Below are 20,411 nucleotides of genomic sequence, written 5' to 3' on the forward strand. Positions count from 1 at the left end.
GCGATCGCGATCGTTACTTGATGCTGCCGCTCTTCAGGCTCTGCGCGACCGTGAAGCCATGCTTCTCCAGCCCGGCGACGACCTTGTCGTAACCCTCGGTCTTCGCCCAGAACATCGGGCCGCCGCGATAGACCGGCCAGCCATAGCCGTAGATCCACACGACATCGACGTCGGACGCGCGCTGCGCCTTGCCTTCCTCCAGGATCAGCGCGCCTTCGTTGACCATCGGGTAGAGCGTGCGTTCGACGATCTCCTCGTCGGTCACCTCGTGCTGCGGCGTGCCGGTCTTGTCGCGCCAGTCCTGGATGATCTCGGCGACGCGCGGCGAGGGGGACGGATTGCGCTTCTCGTCATAGTCGTAGAAGCCGGCTTGGCGTTTCTGGCCCCAGCGCCCTTCGGCGGCGAGCGCGTCGCGGACGTTCTCGATCCGGTTCGGGTCGCGGTGCCAGCCGATGTCGACGCCGGCGAGGTCGGCCATCTGGAACGGCCCCATCGGCATGCCGAAGGCGACGTGGACGCGGTCGATCTGCTCGGGCGTCGCGCCTTCGAGCAGCAGCTTGTTGGCCTCGACCTGCCGCGGCATCAGCATGCGGTTGCCGATGAAGCCATAAGTGACGCCCGCGACCACCGCGACCTTGCGGATCGTCTTGGCGAGCGCCATCACCGTCGCGAGCACGTCCGGCGCGGTCTTGGCGCCGCGCACCACCTCGAGCAGCTTCATCACATTGGCGGGCGAGAAGAAATGCATGCCGAGCACGTCCTGCGGCCGGCTGGTGCAGGCGGCGATCGCGTCGATGTCGAGATAGGAGGTGTTCGAGGCAAGGATCGCGCCCGGCTTGGCGATGCCGTCGAGCCGGCCGAAGATCTCCTGCTTGACCGCCATCGTCTCATACACCGCCTCGATCACCAGATCGCAGTCGGCGAGCGCATCGAAGTCGAGCGTCGGGATCAGCGCCGCCATCGCGGTGTCGACCTGTCCCGACGTCATCCGCCCCTTGGCGGCGGTCGCCTCATAATTCTTGCGGATCACGCCGGTGCCGCGGTCGAGCGCCTCCTGCGCCATCTCGACGATCGTCACCGGGATCCCCGCCGACAGGAAGTTCATCGCGATGCCGCCGCCCATCGTGCCCGCGCCGATCACGCCGACGCGCCTGATCGGACGCAGCGGCGTGTCGGCCGGCACGTCGTCGATCTTCGCGGCCTGCCGTTCGGCGAAGAAGATATGGCGCTGGGCGGCCGACTGGTTGCCGGTCATCAGCCGCAGGAATTCCTTCCGTTCGAAGGCGATGCCCTGGTCGAACGGCACTTCGGTCGCCTTGACGACGCAGGCGATGTTGGCCGCCGGCGCGTCGAAGCTGCGGAAGCGGCGGGCATTCTCCTTCTGGAAGGCGGCGACCGCCTCGGGATCGGGCTGCACCGCGCGTTCTGAGGCGCGCGGGATCGGCCGCACCGCCTTCACCTCGCCGGCGAAGGCGACTGCGTCGGCGGCGAGGCTGTCCTCGCCGACGATCCGGTCGATCAGGCCCGCCTCCTGCGCCCGCTTGGCGGAGATCGGGTCGCCCTTGGCGGTCATCTCCAGCGCCAGCCGCACGCCGGCGAGCCGCGGCAGCCGCTGCGTACCGCCCGCGCCGGGCAGCAGGCCGAGCTTGACCTCCGGCGTGCCGATCTTGGCGGAGGGCACGGCGACCCGGTAATGGCAGCCGAGCGCGACCTCGCAGCCGCCGCCCAAGGCGGTGCCGTGGATCGCCGCGACGACGGGCTTGCTGCTCGCCTCGATCCGGTCGACGACGGTGGGCAGCATCGGCTCGACCGGGGGCTTGCCGAATTCGGTGATGTCGGCGCCGGCGAAGAAGGTGCGGCCGTCGCAGCGGATCACCATCGCGGCGATCGCGCCGTCCGCCTCGCCCTCCTCGATCGCCGCTTCGAGACCCTGGCGGACCGCGGCGCCGAGCGCGTTGACCGGCGGATTGTCGGCGATGATGACGAGCACGTCGCCATGGCGTTCGGTGCGGATCGGCGAGGTCATTCGGGCATCCTTCCTAAGGGTCAATCGAGCGCCGCGTAGAGCATCGTCTTGAGCTCACGGCGGATCGGATAGAGGCTCGACGGCGTGAACTGCGTCATGAACACCATGTGCAGCCGCTCGACGGGATCGATGAAGAAGGCGGTGGAGAAGATGCCGCCCCAATAATATTCGCCGACGCTGCCGGGGAGCATCGATCGCGCCACGTCCTGCGTCACCGCAAAGCCGAGCCCGAAGCCGGTGCCGGCATTGTGCGCCTCGCTGAACAGCGAGCGCGACAGGCTGGCGAGATCGCCGCCGCCGGGCAGATGGTTCATCCGCATCAGCTCCAGCGTCTTGCGGCCGAGGATGCGCGCGCCGTCGAGCGTGCCGCCCTGTTCGCACATCCGGCAGAAGCGGTGATAGTCGAGCGCGGTCGAGACGAGGCCGCCTCCGCCCGACAGCAGGCGCGGCGGCTTCGCCCAGGCGCTCTGCGCGCCGCGATCGTAGAGGACGCGCTCGCCGTCGGCGTCGAGGGCATAGCAATCGGTGAGCCGGTCGATCTTGTCGGGCGGCACGTGGAAGCCGGTATCGTCCATGCCGAGCGGCGCGAAGATCCGCTCGCGCAGCACGACGTCGAGCGTCTGCCCGGTGAGCCGCTCGATGACCGCGCCGAGCACGTCGGTGGCGACCGAATAATTCCATCCCTCGCCGGGCGGGAATTCGAGCGGCAGCCGGGCGAGCGCGGCGACGAAGCCGTCGAGGTCCTGTTCGCCGTGCCAGCGCTCCAGCCGCTGCGCGCGATAGGCGGCGTCGATGTTGGAACGGTTCTGGAAGCCGTAGGTCAGGCCCGCGGTATGGCGCAGCAGATCGAGCATGCGCATCGGCGTGGCGGGCGGACGGGTGACGAAGGGCATGCCGCCGCCGCCGCTCTGATAGACGCCGGTGTCGGCGAAGGCGGGCAGCACATCGTGCACCGGCGTATCGAGCGCGACCAGCCCCGATTCGACCAGCGTCATGAACGCCACCGAGGTGATCGGCTTGGTCATCGAGGCGATGCGGAACAGCGACCCCTCGTCCACCGCCGCGCCGCCCTCGCGCGCCGCACCCTGGTGCGAAAAATGGACGATCCCGCCGTCACGCGCGACGAGCAGCTGCGCGTGCGGCAGCAGACCAGTGTCGAGGTACCGCGCCTTTACAAAGGCATCGATCGCGGCGAGGCGTGCCGCCGATAGGCCGTGCCGGGGATGTGACGGCGCTGTCATGTGGTTGCCATACCCCATTTTCTAACTCGCGTTCCATATCGCCTTGAGTGAAGCCGGAATCAACAGTAACCTTTCGTCGAATTCGAACAGGGGGCGGCGTTTCGCGGCCGACCGAAGGGACGTGGCATGGCGGCGGGAACGGGGCAGGGCTGGCCGGCGATGACGATGGCGGAGGTGCGCGATGCGCTCACCGCGCCGGGCGCGCGCTTCGAGATGGAGGAGGTGGCGATCGACGGCATCGCGACCCGGATATGGAAGAACGCACCCGCCTCGCTCGCCGCGCTGCTCGCCGCGAGCCGGGGGCAGGGCGAGCGGACCTTCCTCGTGCTCGACGACGATCGCGTCAGCTATGCGGCGCATCACCGCGCGGTGGCGGCACTGGCCGGGCATCTCGTCGCGCTCGGCATCGGCTGCGGCGATCGCGTCGCGCTGGCGATGCGCAACCTGCCCGAATGGCCGATGGTGTTCTTCGCGAGCGTCGCGATCGGCGCGATCGTCGTTCCGCTCAACGCCTGGTGGAGCGCGGACGAGCTCGATTTCGCCCTGCGCGACTCGGGCGCACGCCTGCTGATCTGCGACGGCGAACGACTGGCGCGGCTCGCCACGCCCCTGTCGGCCTTGCCGGAGCTGCCGGTCATCGTGACGCGATCGGCGGAGCCGGGGCGGGCGATGCGGCTCGAATCGCTGATCGGCGCTCCGGCGGACTGGGCCGGTCTTGCCGATGCCGACCTGCCGCAGGTGGGAATCGCGCCCGACGATGCCGCGGCGATCTTCTACACCAGCGGCACCACCGGGCGGCCCAAGGGCGCGGTGCTCAGCCATCGCAATCTCGCCAGCAACCTCCTGTCGAACGGCTATGCCGCGGCGCGCGTCTGCCTGCGCCGGGGGGAGATCCCGCCGGAGCCGGCGCCGCGCGTCGCGCTGATGGTCATCCCCTTCTTCCACGTCACCGGCTGTTCGGCGTCGCTGCTGCCGCTGGTGGCGACGGGATCGACGATCGTGCTGATGCCGAAGTGGGACGCGACCCAGGCGCTCGGCCTGATCGAGCGCGAGCGCGTCACCACCACCGGCGGCGTGCCGACGATCGCCTGGCAGCTGCTCGAACATCCCGACCGGGCACGCTACGATCTCTCCTCGCTGGAGGCGATCGCTTATGGCGGCGCGCCGTCGGCGCCCGACCTCGTCCGCCGCATCCGCAGCGATCTCAGCGCGGCGCCGGGAAACGGCTGGGGGATGACCGAGACGACCGCGACGGTTACCTCGCTCGCGGCGGAGGATTATCTGCATCGGCCCGACAGCGCGGGCGCGCCGGTCGCCGTCGCCGATCTGGCGATTCGCGACGCGGACGGGATCACCGACCTGCCGCCGGGCACGCTCGGCGAATTGTGGGCGCGCGGGCCGATGGTGGTGCGCGGCTATTGGAACCGCCCGGAGGAGAGCGCCGCGACCTTCGTCGACGGCTGGGTGCGGACCGGCGATATCGCCCGAACCGATACGGAGGGCTTTCTGTTCATCGCCGACCGCGCCAAGGACGTGATCATCCGCGGCGGCGAGAACATCTATTCGATCGAGGTCGAGAATGTCCTCTATGCGCATCCGTCGGTCACCGACGCGGCGCTGATCGGGGTGCCGCATCGCACGCTCGGCGAGGAGCCGGTCGCGGTGGTGCATCTCTGCCCCGGCTGCACCGCCGACGCGGCGGAATTGCAGGCGTTCGTCCGCGCCCGGCTCGCCGGCTTCAAGGTGCCGGTGGCGATCCGCTTCATGACCACGCCGCTGCCGCGCAATGCCAGCGGCAAGATCCTGAAAACCGAACTCAAGCATTGCTTCGTCACGGAGCAGGCGGACACCGCCTGACGATGCGGCAAGAAGCAGGATGGCGCCCGCAAAAAATACGCTAGAGCGGTGGGATGGCCGACGCTCCCGCTCCCGATCCGACCCCGATGACACCCGAGGATCAGGTCGCGCTCGGCGCGCCGCTGCTGCCCGGCGGGCGGTCGGAGATCGGGCGGATCGCGCAGCGGCGTGACCGGCTGCTCGCCGCGCTGACGCTGATCGCCGGCATCGGCCTGACGCTCGGCACGCCGTTCGCGCTCAAGTCGGGTGCGGAATTCTTCATGCCGCTCACCGCGGCGCTGGTGATCGCCATCGCGCTGGTGCCGGTGCTCGAATGGCTGGAGCGGCGGCGGATGCCCTCGGCGCTCGCCGCGCTGCTGTGCGTGCTCGTCTTCCTGATCATCGCCAATATCGCGATCGCCGCGATCGTCGTGCCGGCGACCGACTTCTTCCAGCTGCTGCCGAGCCGGATCAGCCGCATCCAGCACAATCTGTCGCCGCTGCTCGATCTCTATTCGACGCTGGAGAAGTCGGTGAACAAGATGTTCCGGCAGATCGCGTCGACGCCGGTGCGGCAGCCGCAGACCGCCGCGGTGGCGCCGCCCAGCTCGATCCTCGAACTCGCCGCGACCTCGGCGCCGACGGTGATCGTCCAGTTCTTCTTCGGCATCCTGATCGTCTTCTTCTTCCTGTCCGGCTGGACGGGGATGCGCAAGAAGACGATCACCCGCCGCAACAGCTTCGACGGCGCGATGGCGACCGCGCGCGTCATCCAGGATGTCGTCGACGACGTGTCCGCCTATCTCGGCACGATCACGCTGATCAACCTGACGCTCGGAGGCGTGGTCGCCGGCGTGCTCTATTTCATCGGCATGCCGTCGCCGCTGATGTGGGGCGGGATCGTCGCGCTGCTCAACTACATTCCGTATTTCGGGCCGATCATCGCCGCTTTCCTGCTCGCGATCGGCGGCATGATGACCTTTACCGACATCTGGGTGGCGATGCTGCCGCCGGCGGTGATGATCGGCTGTCACCTGCTCGAGGCGAATGCGATCACGCCGCTGATCGTCGGGCATCGGCTGACGATCAGTCCGCTGATGATCCTCGTCTCGATCAGCTTCTGGGGCTGGGTATGGGGGACAGCGGGGGCGTTGCTCGCGGTGCCGCTGCTGATCATCATCCAGACCGTGCTGGGCGCGGCGGGCAAGCCCGACATCGCCGGATTCCTGTTCGAACACGGCACGCTGGTGCAGCAGGAACGGCTGCGCCGGCGCCGCGGCGACGACGATGGCGAGCGGCCGAACGAATAGGCCGTTGACACCCCCCGATCGCTCGCCTAGTTGGCGCGCCTCAACGCTTTCAGCGGGTGTAGCTCAGTTGGTTAGAGCGCCGGCCTGTCACGCCGGAGGTCGCGGGTTCGAGCCCCGTCACTCGCGCCATTCCCTTCGTGGGATTGGGAAAGACTATCGGAACATGCGGGAGTATGTCGCGTCGCTCAGCCGGGCGGACGATCTGCTCCGACCGCGTATCACGCGGGTGTAGCTCAGTTGGTTAGAGCGCCGGCCTGTCACGCCGGAGGTCGCGGGTTCGAGCCCCGTCACTCGCGCCATCCGCTTTCGCGGATGAGCGTTCCCGCCGCGGCTAGCGCCAGCGGCCCGTCTCCATCCACAGCAGCAGCGGCTTCATCGGCACGATCCAGACGATCCCGGCGATGAGGTAGAAGGGCAATTGCAGCCACCACGCCCAGCCGCCGACGACGCCCGATGCGCTGACGATGATCGCCGACCACAGGCCGATCAGCGCGATGATGAGCAGCACGCCCGCGGGCTTGCGCCAACTGGGGGTCATGGGACGATCCAATCCGATTCGGTGACGATGGCATGCAGCGGTACGTCCCACGGATCGGCGGGGCAATGATCGACCTGCTGCACCGACCAGGCGACACCGACCCGCCACGCGAACGGCAGCCGCGCGAAGGCGCGATCGTAGAAGCCCGCGCCCTGACCCAGTCGATGCCCGTCGGCGTCGAAGCCGAGCAGCGGGGTGAGGATGATGTCCGGCACGACCTCGGCGGCGTCGGCGGCGGGTTGGCGCAGCCGGTAGAGCCCCTCGCTGAGATCGTCGCCGCACCGCCACGCCAGGAAGCGCATCGGCCGATCGCGCCGCGTGACGTGCGGCAGCGCCAGACGGCACCCGGCGTCGGCGGCGGCGGCGAGCAGCGGGGCGGGATCGGCCTCGCTGCCGAACGGCACATAGCCGGCGACGACCGTCCCCGCGGTCAGGCGATCGGTGAACGCCGGCGGCACGCGCATCGGCCGGTCGCGCGCGGCTCCGTCGCGGACGGCACGCAGGCGGGCGCGGAGGGCTGGCTTGTCGATCATCGCTCCGGTCGCGGCGCGGAAGAGAAAGGCGGGTGGCGGGACCGCCGTGGCCGTGTGCCAAAATATCCACCGACGCCCAGTAACGTCAGGTGGGGACCATGTGCGTCGGACCAGGGTCCGGGCAGGGACAGCCCCCTTGGATGATGAATAGCCTCAGGGATAAAGTAAGGCTCGTACCGGGCAGAACCCGCCGCTGCCTGATTTAGGATGTCGCGACGCCGGTGGCAATGGGGGGAAGGCTAACCCGCGACCGGATCGCGCTCCAGCGCATTGGCCAGCGCCTCCAGCCGGTCGGCGATGCGGGCGAGCGCCGGCTCGCTGACCGCGGCGCCCTCGGGCGGCCGGTGCTGGATCTCGTCGAGCGCGTCCGCCAGCATCAGCGCGACAAACAGCATCGCGCGCTCCCCCGGCACGTTGCCCGCGGCGCGCAGCGCGCCCGGCCAGCGTTCGTCGAGCATCCGGCCGAGCTGTTGCAGCCGCGCTTCCTCGCCGTCGCGGCAGGCGACGGTGAACGGCCGGGTGCCGATCGTCAGCGTCACGTTCGCCATCAGGATGCGGAGCCGCGGGCGATAACGTCGTCGAGCGCGCTCACCGCCTCGGCCATCCGCGCCTTCAGCGCGGCGTGGCGACGCGCGAGGGCGTCGCCGGCCCGGGCGCGCGCATCAATCGCGGATTCGATTCGGGCGATCGCAGCGTCGATGCGATCGACCGCACTAAGAGTATCGGGCATGCGGAGGGACGTAGGCGCGGCCGTGGCGAGCGGCAAGCCGGCAAAGTCCGTCCCGCAATCGGCCCGGCGCACGCCACGCGCGGTTGACAGACCGGGGGGCAGACTCGCAAAGGCTGGCGCGCCCGGCGCGGCCCCTGTGTCGCCGCGCAGCTCATGCATTGGCGAGGAGAGCCCAGATGACGGTGAAGGTTGCGATCAACGGCTTCGGACGGATCGGACGTCTGGTGGCGCGGGCGATCATCGAACGGAACGCCGGCGATCTCGAACTGGTGGCGATCAACGATCTCGCCGATGCCAAGTCGAACGCCTGGCTGTTCAGCCGCGACAGCGTCCACGGCAAATATCCCGGCACCGTCGCCGCGGAAGGCAATGACCTCGTCATCGATGGCAAGCGCATCCGCGTCACCGCCGAGCGCGATCCCGCCAATCTGCCGCACAAGGACTTGGGCGTCGAGCTGGTGCTCGAATGCACCGGCTTCTTCACCGATCAGGCGTCGTGCCAGAAGCATATCGATGCCGGCGCCAAGAAGGTGCTGATCTCGGCGCCGGGTAAGGGCGTCGACCTGACCGTCGTCTATGGCGTCAACCACGACAAGCTGACCGCCGAGCACACGATCGTGTCGAACGCGTCGTGCACCACCAACTGCCTCGCGCCCGTCGCCAAGGTGCTCAACGATGCGATCGGCATCGAGCGCGGCCTGATGACGACGGTGCACGCCTATACCAACGATCAGAAGATCCTCGACCAGATCCACCCCGACCTGCGCCGGGCGCGCGCCGCGGCGATGTCGATGATCCCGACCACCACCGGCGCGGCGCGCGCGGTCGGCGAGGTGCTGCCCGAGCTCAAGGGCCGGCTCGACGGGTCGGCGATCCGCGTGCCGGTGCCCGACGTCAGCCTGGTCGACCTGACCTTCACCCCCAAGCGCGACACGACCAAGGACGAGGTCAATGCGATCCTCAAGGCGGCGTCGGAAGATGGTCCGCTCAAGGGCGTGCTGGTCTTCTCGGACGAACCGCTTGTCTCGATCGACCTGATGCACACGCCGCAATCCTCGACCGTCGACAGCCTCGAAACCGCGGTGATCGACGGCAAGCTGGTCCGTGTGGTCAGCTGGTACGACAATGAATGGGGCTTTTCCAACCGCATGGTCGACACCGCGACCGTGATGGCGAGCTTCCTCTAAGCCGATGGGCGCCTCGGGCGGCGTGCTCGCCGGCATTGCCCGGCACGCCCGGCCCAAGGGGCCGATGGAGCTGCTCGATGCGATCGAGGTGACCGTCGGGGGCGGGCTGCACGGCGACTTTCGCGGTGCGGTCAAGCCCGGCGGTCGCGGCCGGCGGCAGGTGACGATGATGGAGCGGCGCGACTGGGACGCGGCGATGGCCGAACTCGGCCACGTCCTCCCCTGGCAGGAGCGGCGCGCCAATCTGCTGCTCGACGGCATCGACATCCCGCAGGTACCGGGCGCGGCTCTCCGGATCGGCACGGTCGAGCTGGAGATTTCGTTCGAATGCGATCCGTGCAGCCGCATGGAGACGATCGCTGAGGGATTGAAGGCGGCGCTGACGCCCGACTGGCGCGGCGGTGCCTGTGCGCGGGTGCGGCGCGGCGGCCGGATCGCGGTCGGCGATGCGGTGACGGTGATCGAGGCGGGTCGCTGACCCGAAGTCATGACATGAGGAAGATGCGATGACCAAGGCCTTCAAGACGCTCGACGACATGGGGGAAGTTTCGGGCAAGCGCGTGCTCGTCCGCGAGGATCTGAACGTGCCGATGGCGGATGGCGCGGTGACCGACGATACGCGGCTGCGCGCGACGCTGCCGACCGTCACCGAACTCGCCGATCGCGGCGCGATCGTGCTGATCCTTGCCCATTATGGCCGCCCCAAGGGCGTGCCCAGCCCCGACATGTCGCTGGCGATGCTGGCGCGGCCGTATAGCCACGTGCTCGGCCGCGAGGTGCGCTACATCGACTGGGAGGGGGCCGAGGAGGCGGTGGCGACGCTGCAGCCCGGCGATATCGCGATCCTCGAGAATACCCGGTTCTTCGGCGGCGAGGAGAAGAACGACGCTGCCGTGGTCGAGCGCTTCGCCCGGCTCGGCGATCTCTACGTCAACGATGCCTTCTCCGCCGCGCACCGCGCGCATGCCTCGACCGAGGGTCTGGCGCATGTGCTGCCCGCCTTCGCCGGCCGGGCGATGGAAGCGGAACTCGATGCGCTGGAAAAGGCGCTCGGCAACCCCGAGCATCCGGTCGCGGCGGTGGTCGGCGGCGCGAAGGTGTCGACCAAGCTCGACGTGCTCAAGCATCTCGTCACCCGCGTCGATCATCTGATCATCGGTGGCGGCATGGCCAATACCTTCCTCGCCGCGCGCGGCGTCAACGTCGGCAAGTCGCTGTGCGAGCACGACCTCACCGGCACCGCCGACGAGATCCTCGACGCCGCGGATCGCGCCAATTGCACCGTCCATCTGCCCTATGACGTGGTGGTGGCGAAGGAATTCCGCGCCAATCCGCCGGTCCGCACGATCAACGTCCATGAGGTCGCGGCGGACGAGATGATCCTCGACGTCGGGCCGAGCGCGGTCGAGGCGCTGGGCGACGTGCTCAAGAACTGCCGCACTCTGGTGTGGAACGGCCCGCTCGGCGCGTTCGAGACCGCGCCGTTCGACGTCGCCACCGTCAGCCTCGCGCGCACCGCGGCGGCGCTGACGCAGGACGGCAGCCTCGTCTCGGTCGCCGGCGGCGGCGATACCGTCGCCGCGCTCAATCAGGCGGGGGTGGCGGATCGCTTCACCTTCGTCTCGACCGCGGGCGGCGCCTTCCTCGAATGGATGGAAGGCAAGGACCTGCCCGGCGTCGCCGCGCTGATCCGCGGTTGATCGGACGGGGCGCCGCTCAGGCGGGCGGCGCCTCGGCGAGCAGCGGCGCGAGGATCGTGTTGAGATCGTCGAGTTCGAACGCCGCCGCCTTGGCGTAGCGGACGACGCCGGCGCGATCGATGACGTAATTGGTCGGCAGCGCGTTGCCGATCAGCGGATAGGCGCCCTTCACCCGTCGCGCCGGGGTGATCGCCAGCGCCGCGAACAGCGGCTTCATCCGGAAGGCCGGCACCGAATCCTCGGTCGCGATCGCGAAGACACGCAGGCCATGGCGCTTCTGCATGCGATAATAGCCGTCGAGCAGCGGCAGTTCGTGGCGACACGGCCCGCACCAGGTCGCCCAGAAATTGAGCACCACCACCTCGCCGCGCAGGTCGGCGAGCTTGACCTTGCTGCCGTCGATCAGCGTCAGCTCGGCCGGTGGCGCCGGCCGCCCGACCACCGAGGCCGGCGGATCGGCGCGGGTCGCCGGCGCGGCGACGCAGAAGGCGACGGCGGCGGCCGCATATCGAAAAGCCCGCATGATGATCTCCCCCCGCGACCATCTGATCACGCCCGCGGCGGACCGGTCAAGCCGGGCCGGCTAAACGGTTGATCAAAGTCCCCGTCCGCAGTAGGTTAAACGCGTTAAACAGGCAGGTGGCATGCTCGGCGTTCGACTCGACACGGAATTGGAAGAGCGGCTCGCTGCGGTCGCGCGCACGCAGGGGCGCAGCAAGAGCGATATCGCACGCGAGGCGGTGCGCCGCTACGTCGATCTGCACGACGAGGCCTATCGGCGCGAGGCACGCCGCCAGTCGACCCGCGCCTCGGCGCGCCTTTCGGTCGCCGACGGCGTCTTCTGGCAGGATGGCGCGGCGTGGAGATAAGCCATGGCGCGATCGTGCTGGCCGACGGCCCGGCAGGCGAGCCGCAGCGGCCCTGCGTCGTCGTCCAGTCGGATCTGTTCAACGCGACGCATGCGACGATCACCGTCTGCCCGCTGACCAACGTCATCGGCGGCGAGGCGCTGTTCCGCGTCGTCATGTCGCCGCGCGAGCACAATGGCCTCACCGCCGAATGCGAAGTGCAGATCGACCGTATCTCCAGCATCGCGCGCGAGCGGATCACGCAGGTGATCGGCCATGCCAGTCCCACCCGCATGGAGCAGATCGACCAGGCGTTGCGCCGCTGGCTGATGCTCTGACCCTATCCGTCCCAAGGAGCCGACCCATGACCACCAACGTCACGCCCGCCGTCAAGGCGATCCTCGACAAATATGAAGCGACCAGCCCGGCGGTGAAGGCGAACCTCGCCCGCATCCTGATGCACGGCAAATTGGGCGGCACCGGCAAGCTGGTGATCCTGCCGGTCGACCAGGGGTTCGAGCACGGGCCGGCACGCTCCTTCGCGGTCAACCCGCCCGCCTATGATCCGCACTATCATTACCAGATCGCGGTCGACGCCGGCCTGTCGGCCTATGCCGCGCCGCTCGGCCCGCTCGAGGCGGGGGCGGACACCTTCGCCGGGCAGATCCCGACCATCCTCAAGATGAACAGCTCGAATAGCTGGGCGACGAGCATCGATCAGGCGGTGACGGCGAGCGTCTCGGATGCGCTGCGGCTCGGTTGCGCGGCGATCGGCTTCACCATCTATCCGGGCTCGGACGCGATCTTCGAGCAGATGGAGGAGATCCGCGAGCTGAGCGAGGAGGCCAAGTCGGTCGGCATCGCCACGGTGATCTGGAGCTATCCGCGCGGCGGCAAGCTCAGCAAGGACGGCGAGCTCGCGCTCGATGTCGGCGCCTATGCCGCGCATATGGCGGCGCTGCTCGGCGCACATATCATCAAGGTCAAGCTGCCCTCCGCGCATATCGAGCAGGAAGAGGCCAAGCGCGTCTACGAAGGCACCGACTGGTCGAACCAGGCCGATCGCGTCCGTCACGTCGTCCAGGCGAGCTTCGCCGGCCGGCGCATCGTCGTCTTCTCGGGCGGCGCGGCGAAGGGGGCGGATGCCGTCTATCAGGACGCGCGTGACATCCTCGCCGGCGGCGGCAACGGTTCGATCATCGGCCGCAACACCTTCCAGCGCAGCCGCGAGGATGCGCTCGACATGCTCGGCAAGCTGATCGCCATCTACAAGGGCGAGGCGGCCTGACGCGATGACGTACGCCGCGTCGGAGCCGGATCACGATCCGCCCGGCGCGGCTGCGACCGCAGCTGTACTCGACCTGCCGCAGCGCTTCGCCTATCATCGCTCGGTGGCGCCCTTGTTGTGGATGCTGGTTGTGATTGGTTCGATCGAGCTCGCGGTCACGCATCTGCTCGTCGCGCTGTGGAGCCGTCCGGTGGCGCTGGCCGTGTCCGCCGTCACGCTGGCGGCGCTGGCCTGGCTGGTGCGCGCCTTGCTGATGATGAAGCGTCGCCCCGTGCTGCTCGATCACGCGCGGCTGGTGATGCAGGTGGGCACGATCCGGCGTGTCGATATCCCCCGCGACGCCATCGCCGGACTGAGGCCGTCGCTGCCCGCGGCGGCGCTGAAGCAGCGTTCGACGCTGAACCTCGCGCTGCTCGCCTATCCCAACGTCGTCGTCGATCTGCGCCGGCCGCTGCCGGGACGTCGCGGCATCGTCACGATCGCGCACCGGCTCGATGATCCTGCCGCTTTCGTCGCGGCGTGGAAGGCGCTAGGCGCTCAGCGATGACCGAAGACGATCCGCTGGGCCCGCTCGACCCTGATTTCGCCGCGCATTTCGAGCGTGCCGACCGCCGGCCGCCGTGCCAGCTCTATCTGATCTCGCCGCTCGACGTCACCGGCGGCTTCGCCGACCGGCTGGCGCGCGCGCTCGACGCCGGGCCGGTCGCGGCCTTCCAGCTGCGCATCAAGGATGTCGACCAGCATAGTGCCGCCAAGCTGGCCGAGCCGCTGCAACGGATCTGCGCCGACCGCGAGGTCGCCTTCATCGTCAACGACAGTATCGCGCTGGCCAAGCGGCTCGGCGCCGATGGCGTGCATCTCGGCCAGGAGGACGGCGATCCGCGCGAGGCGCGCGACGCGCTCGGGCCGACCGTGCAGATCGGCGTGACCTGCCACGACAGCCGTCATCTCGCGATGGAGGCGGGCGAGGCCGGCGCGGATTATGTCGCCTTCGGTGCCTTCTTCCCGACGACGACCAAGACGGTCGAGCATCATGCCGATCCGTCGATCCTGTCGTGGTGGGCGTCGATGTTCGAACTGCCGAGCGTCGCGATCGGCGGCATCACCCCGGTCAACGCACCCGCGCTGGTGACGGCGGGCGCCGATTTCCTCGCCGTGTCGGGCGCGGTCTGGGGCGGTGACGAGGCCGCGGCGGTGCGCGCTTTCGCGGCGGTGCTGGCGGGCTGACGCCGACAGTCTTGCGGCGACGCCGCGGCAGATTGTACAATCCTCCCCGGGGAAACGGGTGGGGTTTTGTAAAGTGTTGAAAGTATTGGTGTGGGCCGCGGTCGGTTGGCTGGTTGCGGCGGGCGTCCTCACGACCTCGGAGGCGGTGGCGCAACAACGGCGTGACTATGTGACGCCGAGCATCGCCGCGCATGCCGGTCTCGCCGCCTTGTCGCAAGCCTGCACGATGCGCGTCCCGCCGCCGTTGATCGCGGCGAAGACCCGGTTGCAGTCGCTGGCGGTGCGCAACGGCTGGCCGGTGCCGCGCTTCGAGGCGACCTATGCCGCCGCGCTCGCGCTCGCCATGCGGCGGATCGCCACCACGCAGCCGGGACAGCGCGCGCAGGCCTGCGGGCGGTTGCGGGCGATGGCGGGGGAGCCTGCGCACCCGGCTCCGGTGGGATAGGGCGCGGCAGGCAACCCGCCGGCGCTTCGGCCGTTTGATCCACCAGCGTAACGGTCGGAAAGGACGGCGGCATGAGGATGGCAATGGCAGCGGCCTGGCTCGCAGGCATGGCGATCGCCGCGCCGACGGCGGCGCAGCAGCGGCCGGCCGTACAGAGCGCGCCGGCGATCGACCGCACCATCCTCCACGTCCAGGTCATCCTCGACTCGCTCGGCTTCGGCCCCGGGGTGATCGATGGCAAGGGCGGACAGTCGCTCGCCGCGGCGCTCAAGGGCTTCCAGGAGGCGAAGGGCCTGCCGCGTACCGGCAAGCCCGACGCGGCGACCTTGCAGGCGCTCTATCCCTATCGCGCCAAGCGCCCGACCGCGCGCTTCGTGCTGACGCGCGAGGCGCTCGCCGGTCCCTATTACAATCCGCTGCCGAGGGATTATGGCGAACAGGCGAAGCTGCCGGGCATCGGCTATGCGACGCCGATGGAGAAGCTGGCGGAGATGTTCCACACCCAGCCGGCGGTGCTGATCGCGCTCAATTCGCCCGACACCCGGCTCAAGGTCGGCGATGCGATCATCGTCCCCAATGTGCTGCCCGCGAGCCGCGCCTATGACCCCAAGCTGCCCGATCACTGGCGGCAGACGCTCGCTATGCTCAACGTCGACGCGCGTCAGCCGACCGCCGACCACATCATCGTCGACAAGTCGGACAAGGTGCTGCGCGTCCTCGACAAGGACGATCGTCTGATCGCGCAGTTCAGCGCGACGATGGGGTCGCAGCACGATCCGCTGCCGCTCGGTCGCTGGACGATCAACGGCGCCGACTATAACCCCAAATTCCACTATAATCCGGCGCTGTTCTGGGATGCCAAGACGGGCGACGAGAAGGAGATGCTGCCGCCGGGGCCGAATGGACCGGTCGGCGTCGTCTGGCTCGACCTGTCGAAGGAGCATTACGGCATCCACGGCACGCCGCATCCCGAACTGATCGGCCGAACCGAGAGCCATGGCTGCATCCGCCTGACCAACTGGGATGCGGCGCGGCTCGCACAGATGGTCAGGCCGGGCACCAAGGCGGTGTTCAAGGCGTGAGCGGGCGCCGGTATGGCGGCGGCTATAATGAGGGCAGGCGGTTGTCGCGACGATACCGGCCGCGACGGGCAGGGGATGATATGACGGATCGCGGGATGCGCGCTGGATCGTGGTCGGAAGCTAGCCGCCCGCCGCGACGCGCCCCGGGGTCCGTGGCATGACCCGTTTCGGCTGGATCGTCCTCACGGTCTTCGTCCTCGTCGCCGCGGCGTTCGCCGCGATGACCAGCTTCGGCACCGCCCGTCATCGCCGCCTCGACACGGCGGTGACGCAGCCTTTGCCATCGTCGCCGCCTGCCGCCAGCGCCGCGCTGCTCACCGTGCCGGTGAAGGGCGTGCGGCGCGAGGCGATCGTCGACAGCTGGAACGACGCACGCGGCGGCGGCACGCGCGGGCATCACGGAACGGATATTCCCGCCGCCGCCGGCACGCCCGTCGTCGCCGCGGCGGCAGGGACGGTCGAGAAGCTGTTCCAGTCGAATCTCGGCGGCACCACCGCCTATGTCAGTTCGCTGGACCGGCGCTGGATCTATTATTACGCGCACCTCTCCGGTTATGCGCCGGGCCTGCACGAGGGGCAGGGGGTGCGCGCGGGCGAGCCGATCGGTTTCGTCGGCGACACCGGCGACGCCGGACCCGGCAATTACCACCTTCATTTCGGCCTGCAGCGGATGCGGCCGGACGAACGCTGGCACCAGGGCATAGACGTCAATCCCTTTCCGCTGCTTGCCGCGCGCGGGCAGGGACGGTAAGGAGCGCGACCGGGCGTGCGCCGGACGCGCGCCTCTCTCGCTCTTTCCAATAGGTTCAGATCCATGAAGATCAGCGGCGTGGACATCCGTCCCGGCAACATCATCGAATATGAGGGCGGCATCTGGCGCGCCGTCAAGATCCAGCATACGCAGCCCGGCAAGGGTGGCGCCTATATGCAGGTCGAGATGAAGAACCTGATCGACGGCCGCAAGAACAACGTCCGCTTCCGCTCCGCCGAAACGGTCGAGCGCGTCCGCCTCGACACCAAGGACTTCCAGTTCCTGTTCCGCGACGGCGATGCGCTGACCTTCATGGACAAGGACAACTACGAGCAGATCACGCTCGATGCCGGTATCCTCGGCGATGCTGCGGCCTTCCTGCAGGACGGCATGGACGTGGTGCTCGAACTCTATGACGAAAAGCCGATTTCGGTCGAACTGCCGAGCACGATCGAGGCGATGATCGTCGAGGCCGATGCGGTGGTGAAGGGCCAGACCGCATCGTCGTCGTACAAGCCGGCGATCCTCGACAATGGCGTGCGCGTGATGGTGCCGCCGCATATCGGCGCGGGCACGCGCATCGTCGTCGACGTCTACGAACAGACCTACGTCCGCCGGGCGGACTGACGACCTATCCCTTTCCCTGCGGGAGAGGGAAGCCGAGTGTTACGAGGTCGGGTGAGGGCAGGTCCTTCCTCCGGCCTCACCCTCCCACCGCCTGCGGCGGCGGGCCCAGCTGCGGGGTGGACTACGCCCCGCGTGATTCAGGTCATGCCCGGGGCATGACCTACCCCGCAACTCTCTCCCGGTGGGAGAGGGGTATAGAGAAGACTTATGCCCTCCCATTCCGGCCTCTTCACCGTCATCGAACGCGCCGCGCGCAAGGCCGGCACGGCGCTGCGCCGCGACTTCAACGAGGTGCAGCACCTCCAGGTCAGCCGCAAGGGGCCTGCCGACTTCGTGTCGATCGCCGACAAGCGCGCCGAACAGACGCTGTTTGACGAGTTGCGCCGCGCGCGCCCGGACTGGGGATTCCTGATGGAAGAGGGCGGTGAGGTCGCGGGGGATCCCGACAAGCCGCGCTTCATCATCGATCCGCTCGACGGCACCTCCAACTTCCTGCACGGTATCCCGCATTTCGCCATCTCGATCGCGGTCGAGGAGCCGACCCCGGCGGGCAAGCGTGAGATCACCACGGCCCTGGTCTACCAGCCGCTCACCGACGAGAGCTTCTGGGCGGAGAAGGGGCGCGGCGCGTGGCTCACCGACCAGCGGCTGCGCGTCTCGGCGCGGCGCGATCTGTCGGAAGCGCTGATCGCGACCGGCATCCCGTTCCTCGGCCATGGCGATTTCGTCCAGTGGAGCCGCATCTTCGGTGCGATCGCCCCCGAGGTCGCCGGCATCCGCCGCTTCGGTGCGGCGGCGCTGGATCTTGCCTGGGTCGCGGCGGGCCGGTTCGACGGCTATTGGGAATCGGGGCTCAAGCCCTGGGACGCCGCCGCGGGCATGCTGCTGGTCAAGGAGGCCGGCGGCTACGTCACCGACTTCCGCGGCGCCGACCGGGCGATGGAGCGCAACGAGTTCCTCGCCGCCAATGACGGCCTGCACGTCAAGCTGCACAAGCTGGTCGCCGGCGCACTGCGCTAAGCGCAAGGCCTGCCTCTGTCCCCGTCCCGGCGGAGGGGATGGAGCGCTCCCAGCATCGGGCGGGGGCGGGGTGATATCGCCCCCGTCGTCGCGATCAATTGAGAGTGATTCGCAGGCGGTTCGCGGCCTTGCCCGTGCTCGCCCGGAGGCCTAAAGCGGCCCCCACATCCTTCGCACCTGCGAGAAGTCTCTTGGTCGATCTGTCGCAATATCTGCCCATCCTGCTCTTCCTGGGCGTCGCCCTGGCGCTGTCGAGCACGTTCGTGTTCCTGCCGATGCTCGTCGCCCGGCTGACCGGCACCGACAAGCCCAACGAGCAGAAGCTGTCGGAATATGAATGCGGTTTCCCCGCCTTCGAGGATCCGCGCAGCCAGTTCGACGTGCGATTTTATTTGATCGCCATTCTGTTCATCATCTTCGATCTCGAAGCCGCGTTCCTATATCCTTGGGCAGTCTCGGTCTTCAGCATCGGCTGGACCGCATGGATCTCCATGATGATCTTCATCGGCGAACTGGCCCTGGGCCTCGTCTATGCCTGGAAAAAGGGAGCGTTGGATTGGGAATGACCCCTATGTCCGGACCGGTAGAACTCGCCCGCTCGGCGGCGCCCACCTCGGTGGTGCCGCCCGATCAGGGTTTCTTCGACAGCCTCAACGGCGAGCTCAACGACAAGGGCTTCCTCGTCACCTCGACCGAGGAGCTGTTCCAATGGGCGCGCACCGGCTCGTTGTGGTGGATGACCTTCGGCCTCGCCTGCTGCGCGGTCGAGATGATCCACGTCAACATGCCGCGCTACGACCTCGAACGGTTCGGCGCTGCGCCGCGCGCGTCGCCGCGCCAGTCGGACGTGATGATCGTCGCCGGCACCTTGTGCAACAAGATGGCGCCGGCGCTGCGCAAGGTCTACGACCAGATGTCGGAGCCGAAATACGTCGTGTCGATGGGCAGCTGCGCCAATGGCGGCGGCTATTACCATTACAGCTATTCGGTCGTGCGCGGCTGTGATCGCGTCGTGCCGGTCGACATCTACGTCCCCGGTTGCCCGCCGACCGCCGAGGCGTTGCTCTACGGCATCATGCAGCTTCAGCGGAAGATTCGCCGCCAGGGGAGCATCGAACGGTGAGGGCGCCCGCTCCCGCCTGGGCCGCCGACCTCAACGGCGAGACGATCGAGACCGTGCGCGCGACGCTCGGCGCGGCTTTGCTCGATGCGGTCGAGCAGGTCGGCGAGATCGCGCTGTACGTCGAGCGCACCGCGATCGTCGATGCGCTGACCAAGCTGCGCGACACGCCTGGCCTCGAATATCAGCAACTGATGGAGATCGCCGGCGTCGATTATCCGGACCGTCCCGAACGGTTCGAGGTGGTCTATTGCCTGCTCTCGCTGACCCGCAACCACCGCCTCCACGTCCATGTCTCGACCGACGACGTCAAGCCGGTGCCGTCGGTGACGGGGATCTGGCCGGTCGCCGGCTGGCTCGAGCGCGAGGTGTACGACATGTACGGCGTGCTGTTCACCGGCAATGCCGACCTGCGTCGTATCCTCACCGATTACGGCTTCCGCGGTCATCCGCAGCGCAAGGACTTCCCGCTCTCGGGCTTCGTCGAGATGCGCTATTCGGAAGAGGCGAAGCGGGTGATCTACGAGCCGGTCAAGCTGGCGCAGGATTTCCGCAACTTCGACTTCCAGAGCCCGTGGGAGGGCGCCGCTTACGTGCTCCCCGGCGACGAGAAGGGCATGCTGCCCGAGGCGAAGGGCGCGCCGACGCCGCTCAAGGCCGACGACATCGCCAAGGCCGATGCCGCGCGCACCCCGACGCAGGCGCCCAGGGCCGGCAGCGAACCCTATGCCAAGAACGACACCTCCGGCACCGCCAACACCGGCGCCGGCGAGCGCGATCCGGGGAATGCGCGCGAGGACAAGCCCAAGGATTCGGACGTCGTGCCGACCAAGGGTGGAGGACAGAATCAGTGAGCCAGGACACGCACGTCGCGCCCGCCACCCACAGTGTCGATCCCTATG

The 20,411-nt window shown here is 68.5% G+C and carries 25 protein-coding genes and 2 tRNA genes; 20 read left to right on the top strand and 7 right to left on the bottom strand.

Going from position 1 to position 20,411, the window contains the following annotated elements:
* Positions 1 to 13: 13 nt before the first annotated feature.
* Together BW41_RS01810 and BW41_RS01815 are read right to left on the bottom strand one after the other, a co-directional pair.
* Positions 14 to 2,026, bottom strand: a complete 2,013-nt coding sequence (locus BW41_RS01810) for a 3-hydroxyacyl-CoA dehydrogenase NAD-binding domain-containing protein (protein ID WP_037530669.1) — start codon at positions 2,024 to 2,026, stop codon at positions 14 to 16.
* 20 nt (positions 2,027 to 2,046) lie between these two features.
* Positions 2,047 to 3,267, bottom strand: coding sequence for a serine hydrolase domain-containing protein (locus BW41_RS01815; protein ID WP_037530907.1), 1,221 nt, complete (start codon positions 3,265 to 3,267; stop codon positions 2,047 to 2,049).
* A gap of 126 nt (positions 3,268 to 3,393) precedes the next feature.
* On the opposite strand from BW41_RS01815, the gene BW41_RS01820 reads away from it, so the two are divergent.
* From BW41_RS01820 to BW41_RS01835, 4 genes are all read left to right on the top strand, one after another.
* Positions 3,394 to 5,124: a class I adenylate-forming enzyme family protein gene (locus tag BW41_RS01820; protein WP_051583177.1), complete on the top strand. Its 1,731-nt coding sequence runs from the start codon at positions 3,394 to 3,396 to the stop codon at positions 5,122 to 5,124.
* Positions 5,125 to 5,177: 53 nt separating this feature from the next.
* A complete protein-coding gene (locus BW41_RS01825; protein WP_037530671.1) occupies positions 5,178 to 6,413 on the top strand; it encodes an AI-2E family transporter in 1,236 nt (411 codons plus the stop codon).
* A gap of 52 nt (positions 6,414 to 6,465) precedes the next feature.
* A tRNA-Asp gene (locus BW41_RS01830) sits at positions 6,466 to 6,542 on the top strand.
* Between the two features lie 93 nt (positions 6,543 to 6,635).
* A tRNA-Asp gene (locus BW41_RS01835) sits at positions 6,636 to 6,712 on the top strand.
* 32 nt (positions 6,713 to 6,744) lie between these two features.
* Here the strand turns inward: BW41_RS01835 and BW41_RS01840 are convergent.
* The 4 genes from BW41_RS01840 to BW41_RS01855 form a co-directional block, all read right to left on the bottom strand.
* A complete protein-coding gene (locus BW41_RS01840; RefSeq protein WP_037530672.1) occupies positions 6,745 to 6,951 on the bottom strand; it encodes a DUF2842 domain-containing protein in 207 nt (68 codons plus the stop codon).
* Entirely contained in the window at positions 6,948 to 7,484 is a 537-nt protein-coding gene (locus BW41_RS01845) for a 5-formyltetrahydrofolate cyclo-ligase (protein ID WP_037530675.1), read from the bottom strand. The genes BW41_RS01840 and BW41_RS01845 overlap by 4 nt, the downstream gene beginning before the upstream one ends.
* Before the next feature lie 239 nt (positions 7,485 to 7,723).
* A complete protein-coding gene (locus BW41_RS01850; protein ID WP_037530676.1) occupies positions 7,724 to 8,032 on the bottom strand; it encodes a cell division protein ZapA in 309 nt (102 codons plus the stop codon).
* On the bottom strand, positions 8,032 to 8,250 hold the full coding sequence (locus BW41_RS01855) for a hypothetical protein (protein ID WP_235199460.1): 219 nt from the start codon (positions 8,248 to 8,250) through the stop codon (positions 8,032 to 8,034). The genes BW41_RS01850 and BW41_RS01855 overlap by 1 nt, the downstream gene beginning before the upstream one ends.
* 140 nt (positions 8,251 to 8,390) lie before the next feature.
* On the opposite strand from BW41_RS01855, the gene gap reads away from it, so the two are divergent.
* The 3 genes from gap to BW41_RS01870 are packed head-to-tail and all read left to right on the top strand — an operon-like array spanning position 8,391 to position 11,101.
* On the top strand, positions 8,391 to 9,401 hold the full coding sequence (gap, locus tag BW41_RS01860; protein WP_037530678.1) for a type I glyceraldehyde-3-phosphate dehydrogenase: 1,011 nt from the start codon (positions 8,391 to 8,393) through the stop codon (positions 9,399 to 9,401).
* A gap of 4 nt (positions 9,402 to 9,405) precedes the next feature.
* Positions 9,406 to 9,879, top strand: coding sequence for an MOSC domain-containing protein (locus BW41_RS01865; RefSeq protein WP_037530680.1), 474 nt, complete (start codon positions 9,406 to 9,408; stop codon positions 9,877 to 9,879).
* Positions 9,880 to 9,907: 28 nt separating this feature from the next.
* Complete coding sequence (locus tag BW41_RS01870; protein ID WP_037530682.1) at positions 9,908 to 11,101, top strand: phosphoglycerate kinase; 1,194 nt, start codon at positions 9,908 to 9,910, stop codon at positions 11,099 to 11,101.
* Between the two features lie 16 nt (positions 11,102 to 11,117).
* Here BW41_RS01870 and BW41_RS01875 read toward each other — a convergent pair whose 3' ends face one another.
* Positions 11,118 to 11,624: a TlpA family protein disulfide reductase gene (locus tag BW41_RS01875; protein ID WP_037530686.1), complete on the bottom strand. Its 507-nt coding sequence runs from the start codon at positions 11,622 to 11,624 to the stop codon at positions 11,118 to 11,120.
* Positions 11,625 to 11,745: 121 nt separating this feature from the next.
* Between BW41_RS01875 and BW41_RS01880 the strand changes: the two genes are divergently transcribed.
* The 13 genes from BW41_RS01880 (at position 11,746) to BW41_RS01940 (ending at position 20,363) form a co-directional block, all read left to right on the top strand.
* Positions 11,746 to 11,970, top strand: a complete 225-nt coding sequence (locus tag BW41_RS01880) for a ribbon-helix-helix protein, CopG family (protein ID WP_037530687.1) — start codon at positions 11,746 to 11,748, stop codon at positions 11,968 to 11,970.
* Positions 11,961 to 12,287, top strand: a complete 327-nt coding sequence (locus BW41_RS01885) for a type II toxin-antitoxin system PemK/MazF family toxin (protein ID WP_235199461.1) — start codon at positions 11,961 to 11,963, stop codon at positions 12,285 to 12,287. Before BW41_RS01880 ends, BW41_RS01885 begins: the two co-directional genes overlap by 10 nt.
* 26 nt (positions 12,288 to 12,313) lie before the next feature.
* Positions 12,314 to 13,237, top strand: coding sequence for a class I fructose-bisphosphate aldolase (locus tag BW41_RS01890; RefSeq protein WP_037530689.1), 924 nt, complete (start codon positions 12,314 to 12,316; stop codon positions 13,235 to 13,237).
* Positions 13,238 to 13,241: 4 nt separating this feature from the next.
* Positions 13,242 to 13,784, top strand: a complete 543-nt coding sequence (locus BW41_RS01895) for a hypothetical protein (RefSeq protein WP_051583178.1) — start codon at positions 13,242 to 13,244, stop codon at positions 13,782 to 13,784.
* On the top strand, positions 13,781 to 14,464 hold the full coding sequence (thiE, locus tag BW41_RS01900) for a thiamine phosphate synthase (RefSeq protein ID WP_037530690.1): 684 nt from the start codon (positions 13,781 to 13,783) through the stop codon (positions 14,462 to 14,464). The genes BW41_RS01895 and thiE overlap by 4 nt, the downstream gene beginning before the upstream one ends.
* Positions 14,465 to 14,537: 73 nt before the next feature.
* Positions 14,538 to 14,909 carry a hypothetical protein gene (locus BW41_RS01905; RefSeq protein WP_152542052.1) on the top strand — a complete coding sequence of 124 codons (372 nt, stop codon included), beginning with the start codon at positions 14,538 to 14,540 and terminating at the stop codon, positions 14,907 to 14,909.
* A gap of 77 nt (positions 14,910 to 14,986) precedes the next feature.
* Complete coding sequence (locus BW41_RS01910; protein WP_443027634.1) at positions 14,987 to 15,991, top strand: L,D-transpeptidase family protein; 1,005 nt, start codon at positions 14,987 to 14,989, stop codon at positions 15,989 to 15,991.
* Positions 15,992 to 16,148: 157 nt separating this feature from the next.
* Entirely contained in the window at positions 16,149 to 16,742 is a 594-nt protein-coding gene (locus BW41_RS01915; RefSeq protein WP_037530698.1) for a M23 family metallopeptidase, read from the top strand.
* A gap of 63 nt (positions 16,743 to 16,805) precedes the next feature.
* Complete coding sequence (gene efp / locus BW41_RS01920; protein WP_037530700.1) at positions 16,806 to 17,369, top strand: elongation factor P; 564 nt, start codon at positions 16,806 to 16,808, stop codon at positions 17,367 to 17,369.
* Positions 17,370 to 17,576: 207 nt separating this feature from the next.
* Complete coding sequence (locus BW41_RS01925) at positions 17,577 to 18,389, top strand: inositol monophosphatase family protein (RefSeq protein WP_037530702.1); 813 nt, start codon at positions 17,577 to 17,579, stop codon at positions 18,387 to 18,389.
* Positions 18,390 to 18,580: 191 nt separating this feature from the next.
* On the top strand, positions 18,581 to 18,955 hold the full coding sequence (locus BW41_RS01930) for an NADH-quinone oxidoreductase subunit A (protein WP_037530704.1): 375 nt from the start codon (positions 18,581 to 18,583) through the stop codon (positions 18,953 to 18,955).
* Positions 18,956 to 18,960: 5 nt separating this feature from the next.
* The gene (locus BW41_RS01935) at positions 18,961 to 19,512 is read left to right on the top strand and encodes a NuoB/complex I 20 kDa subunit family protein (RefSeq protein ID WP_037530706.1); all 552 of its coding nucleotides are present in this window, start codon (positions 18,961 to 18,963) and stop codon (positions 19,510 to 19,512) included.
* Entirely contained in the window at positions 19,509 to 20,363 is an 855-nt protein-coding gene (locus BW41_RS01940) for an NADH-quinone oxidoreductase subunit C (RefSeq protein WP_037530707.1), read from the top strand. Before BW41_RS01935 ends, BW41_RS01940 begins: the two co-directional genes overlap by 4 nt.
* Positions 20,364 to 20,411: the final 48 nt, after the last annotated feature.

It is taken from the genome of Sphingomonas sp. RIT328, assembly GCF_000632225.1.
GTDB classification, from domain to species: Bacteria; Pseudomonadota; Alphaproteobacteria; order Sphingomonadales; family Sphingomonadaceae; genus Sphingomonas; species Sphingomonas kyungheensis.

Excerpts from the sequence above, each read along its gene's own strand:
- BW41_RS01840 (WP_037530672.1), bottom strand. The coding sequence starts at position 6,951 with ATGACCCCCAGTTGGCGCAAGCCCGCGGGCGTGCTGCTCATCATCGCG.
- BW41_RS01815 (WP_037530907.1), bottom strand. The coding sequence starts at position 3,267 with ATGACAGCGCCGTCACATCCCCGGCACGGCCTATCGGCGGCACGCCTC.
- BW41_RS01910 (WP_443027634.1), top strand. The coding sequence starts at position 14,987 with ATGGCAATGGCAGCGGCCTGGCTCGCAGGCATGGCGATCGCCGCGCCG.
- BW41_RS01820 (WP_051583177.1), top strand. The coding sequence starts at position 3,394 with ATGGCGGCGGGAACGGGGCAGGGCTGGCCGGCGATGACGATGGCGGAG.
- thiE (WP_037530690.1), top strand. The coding sequence starts at position 13,781 with ATGACCGAAGACGATCCGCTGGGCCCGCTCGACCCTGATTTCGCCGCG.
- BW41_RS01915 (WP_037530698.1), top strand. The coding sequence starts at position 16,149 with ATGACCCGTTTCGGCTGGATCGTCCTCACGGTCTTCGTCCTCGTCGCC.
- BW41_RS01925 (WP_037530702.1), top strand. The coding sequence starts at position 17,577 with ATGCCCTCCCATTCCGGCCTCTTCACCGTCATCGAACGCGCCGCGCGC.
- BW41_RS01880 (WP_037530687.1), top strand. The coding sequence starts at position 11,746 with ATGCTCGGCGTTCGACTCGACACGGAATTGGAAGAGCGGCTCGCTGCG.
- BW41_RS01865 (WP_037530680.1), top strand. The coding sequence starts at position 9,406 with ATGGGCGCCTCGGGCGGCGTGCTCGCCGGCATTGCCCGGCACGCCCGG.
- BW41_RS01895 (WP_051583178.1), top strand. The coding sequence starts at position 13,242 with ATGACGTACGCCGCGTCGGAGCCGGATCACGATCCGCCCGGCGCGGCT.
- efp (WP_037530700.1), top strand. The coding sequence starts at position 16,806 with ATGAAGATCAGCGGCGTGGACATCCGTCCCGGCAACATCATCGAATAT.
- BW41_RS01890 (WP_037530689.1), top strand. The coding sequence starts at position 12,314 with ATGACCACCAACGTCACGCCCGCCGTCAAGGCGATCCTCGACAAATAT.
- BW41_RS01825 (WP_037530671.1), top strand. The coding sequence starts at position 5,178 with ATGGCCGACGCTCCCGCTCCCGATCCGACCCCGATGACACCCGAGGAT.
- BW41_RS01935 (WP_037530706.1), top strand. The coding sequence starts at position 18,961 with ATGTCCGGACCGGTAGAACTCGCCCGCTCGGCGGCGCCCACCTCGGTG.
- BW41_RS01810 (WP_037530669.1), bottom strand. The coding sequence starts at position 2,026 with ATGACCTCGCCGATCCGCACCGAACGCCATGGCGACGTGCTCGTCATC.
- BW41_RS01870 (WP_037530682.1), top strand. The coding sequence starts at position 9,908 with ATGACCAAGGCCTTCAAGACGCTCGACGACATGGGGGAAGTTTCGGGC.
- BW41_RS01845 (WP_037530675.1), bottom strand. The coding sequence starts at position 7,484 with ATGATCGACAAGCCAGCCCTCCGCGCCCGCCTGCGTGCCGTCCGCGAC.
- BW41_RS01850 (WP_037530676.1), bottom strand. The coding sequence starts at position 8,032 with ATGGCGAACGTGACGCTGACGATCGGCACCCGGCCGTTCACCGTCGCC.
- gap (WP_037530678.1), top strand. The coding sequence starts at position 8,391 with ATGACGGTGAAGGTTGCGATCAACGGCTTCGGACGGATCGGACGTCTG.
- BW41_RS01875 (WP_037530686.1), bottom strand. The coding sequence starts at position 11,624 with ATGCGGGCTTTTCGATATGCGGCCGCCGCCGTCGCCTTCTGCGTCGCC.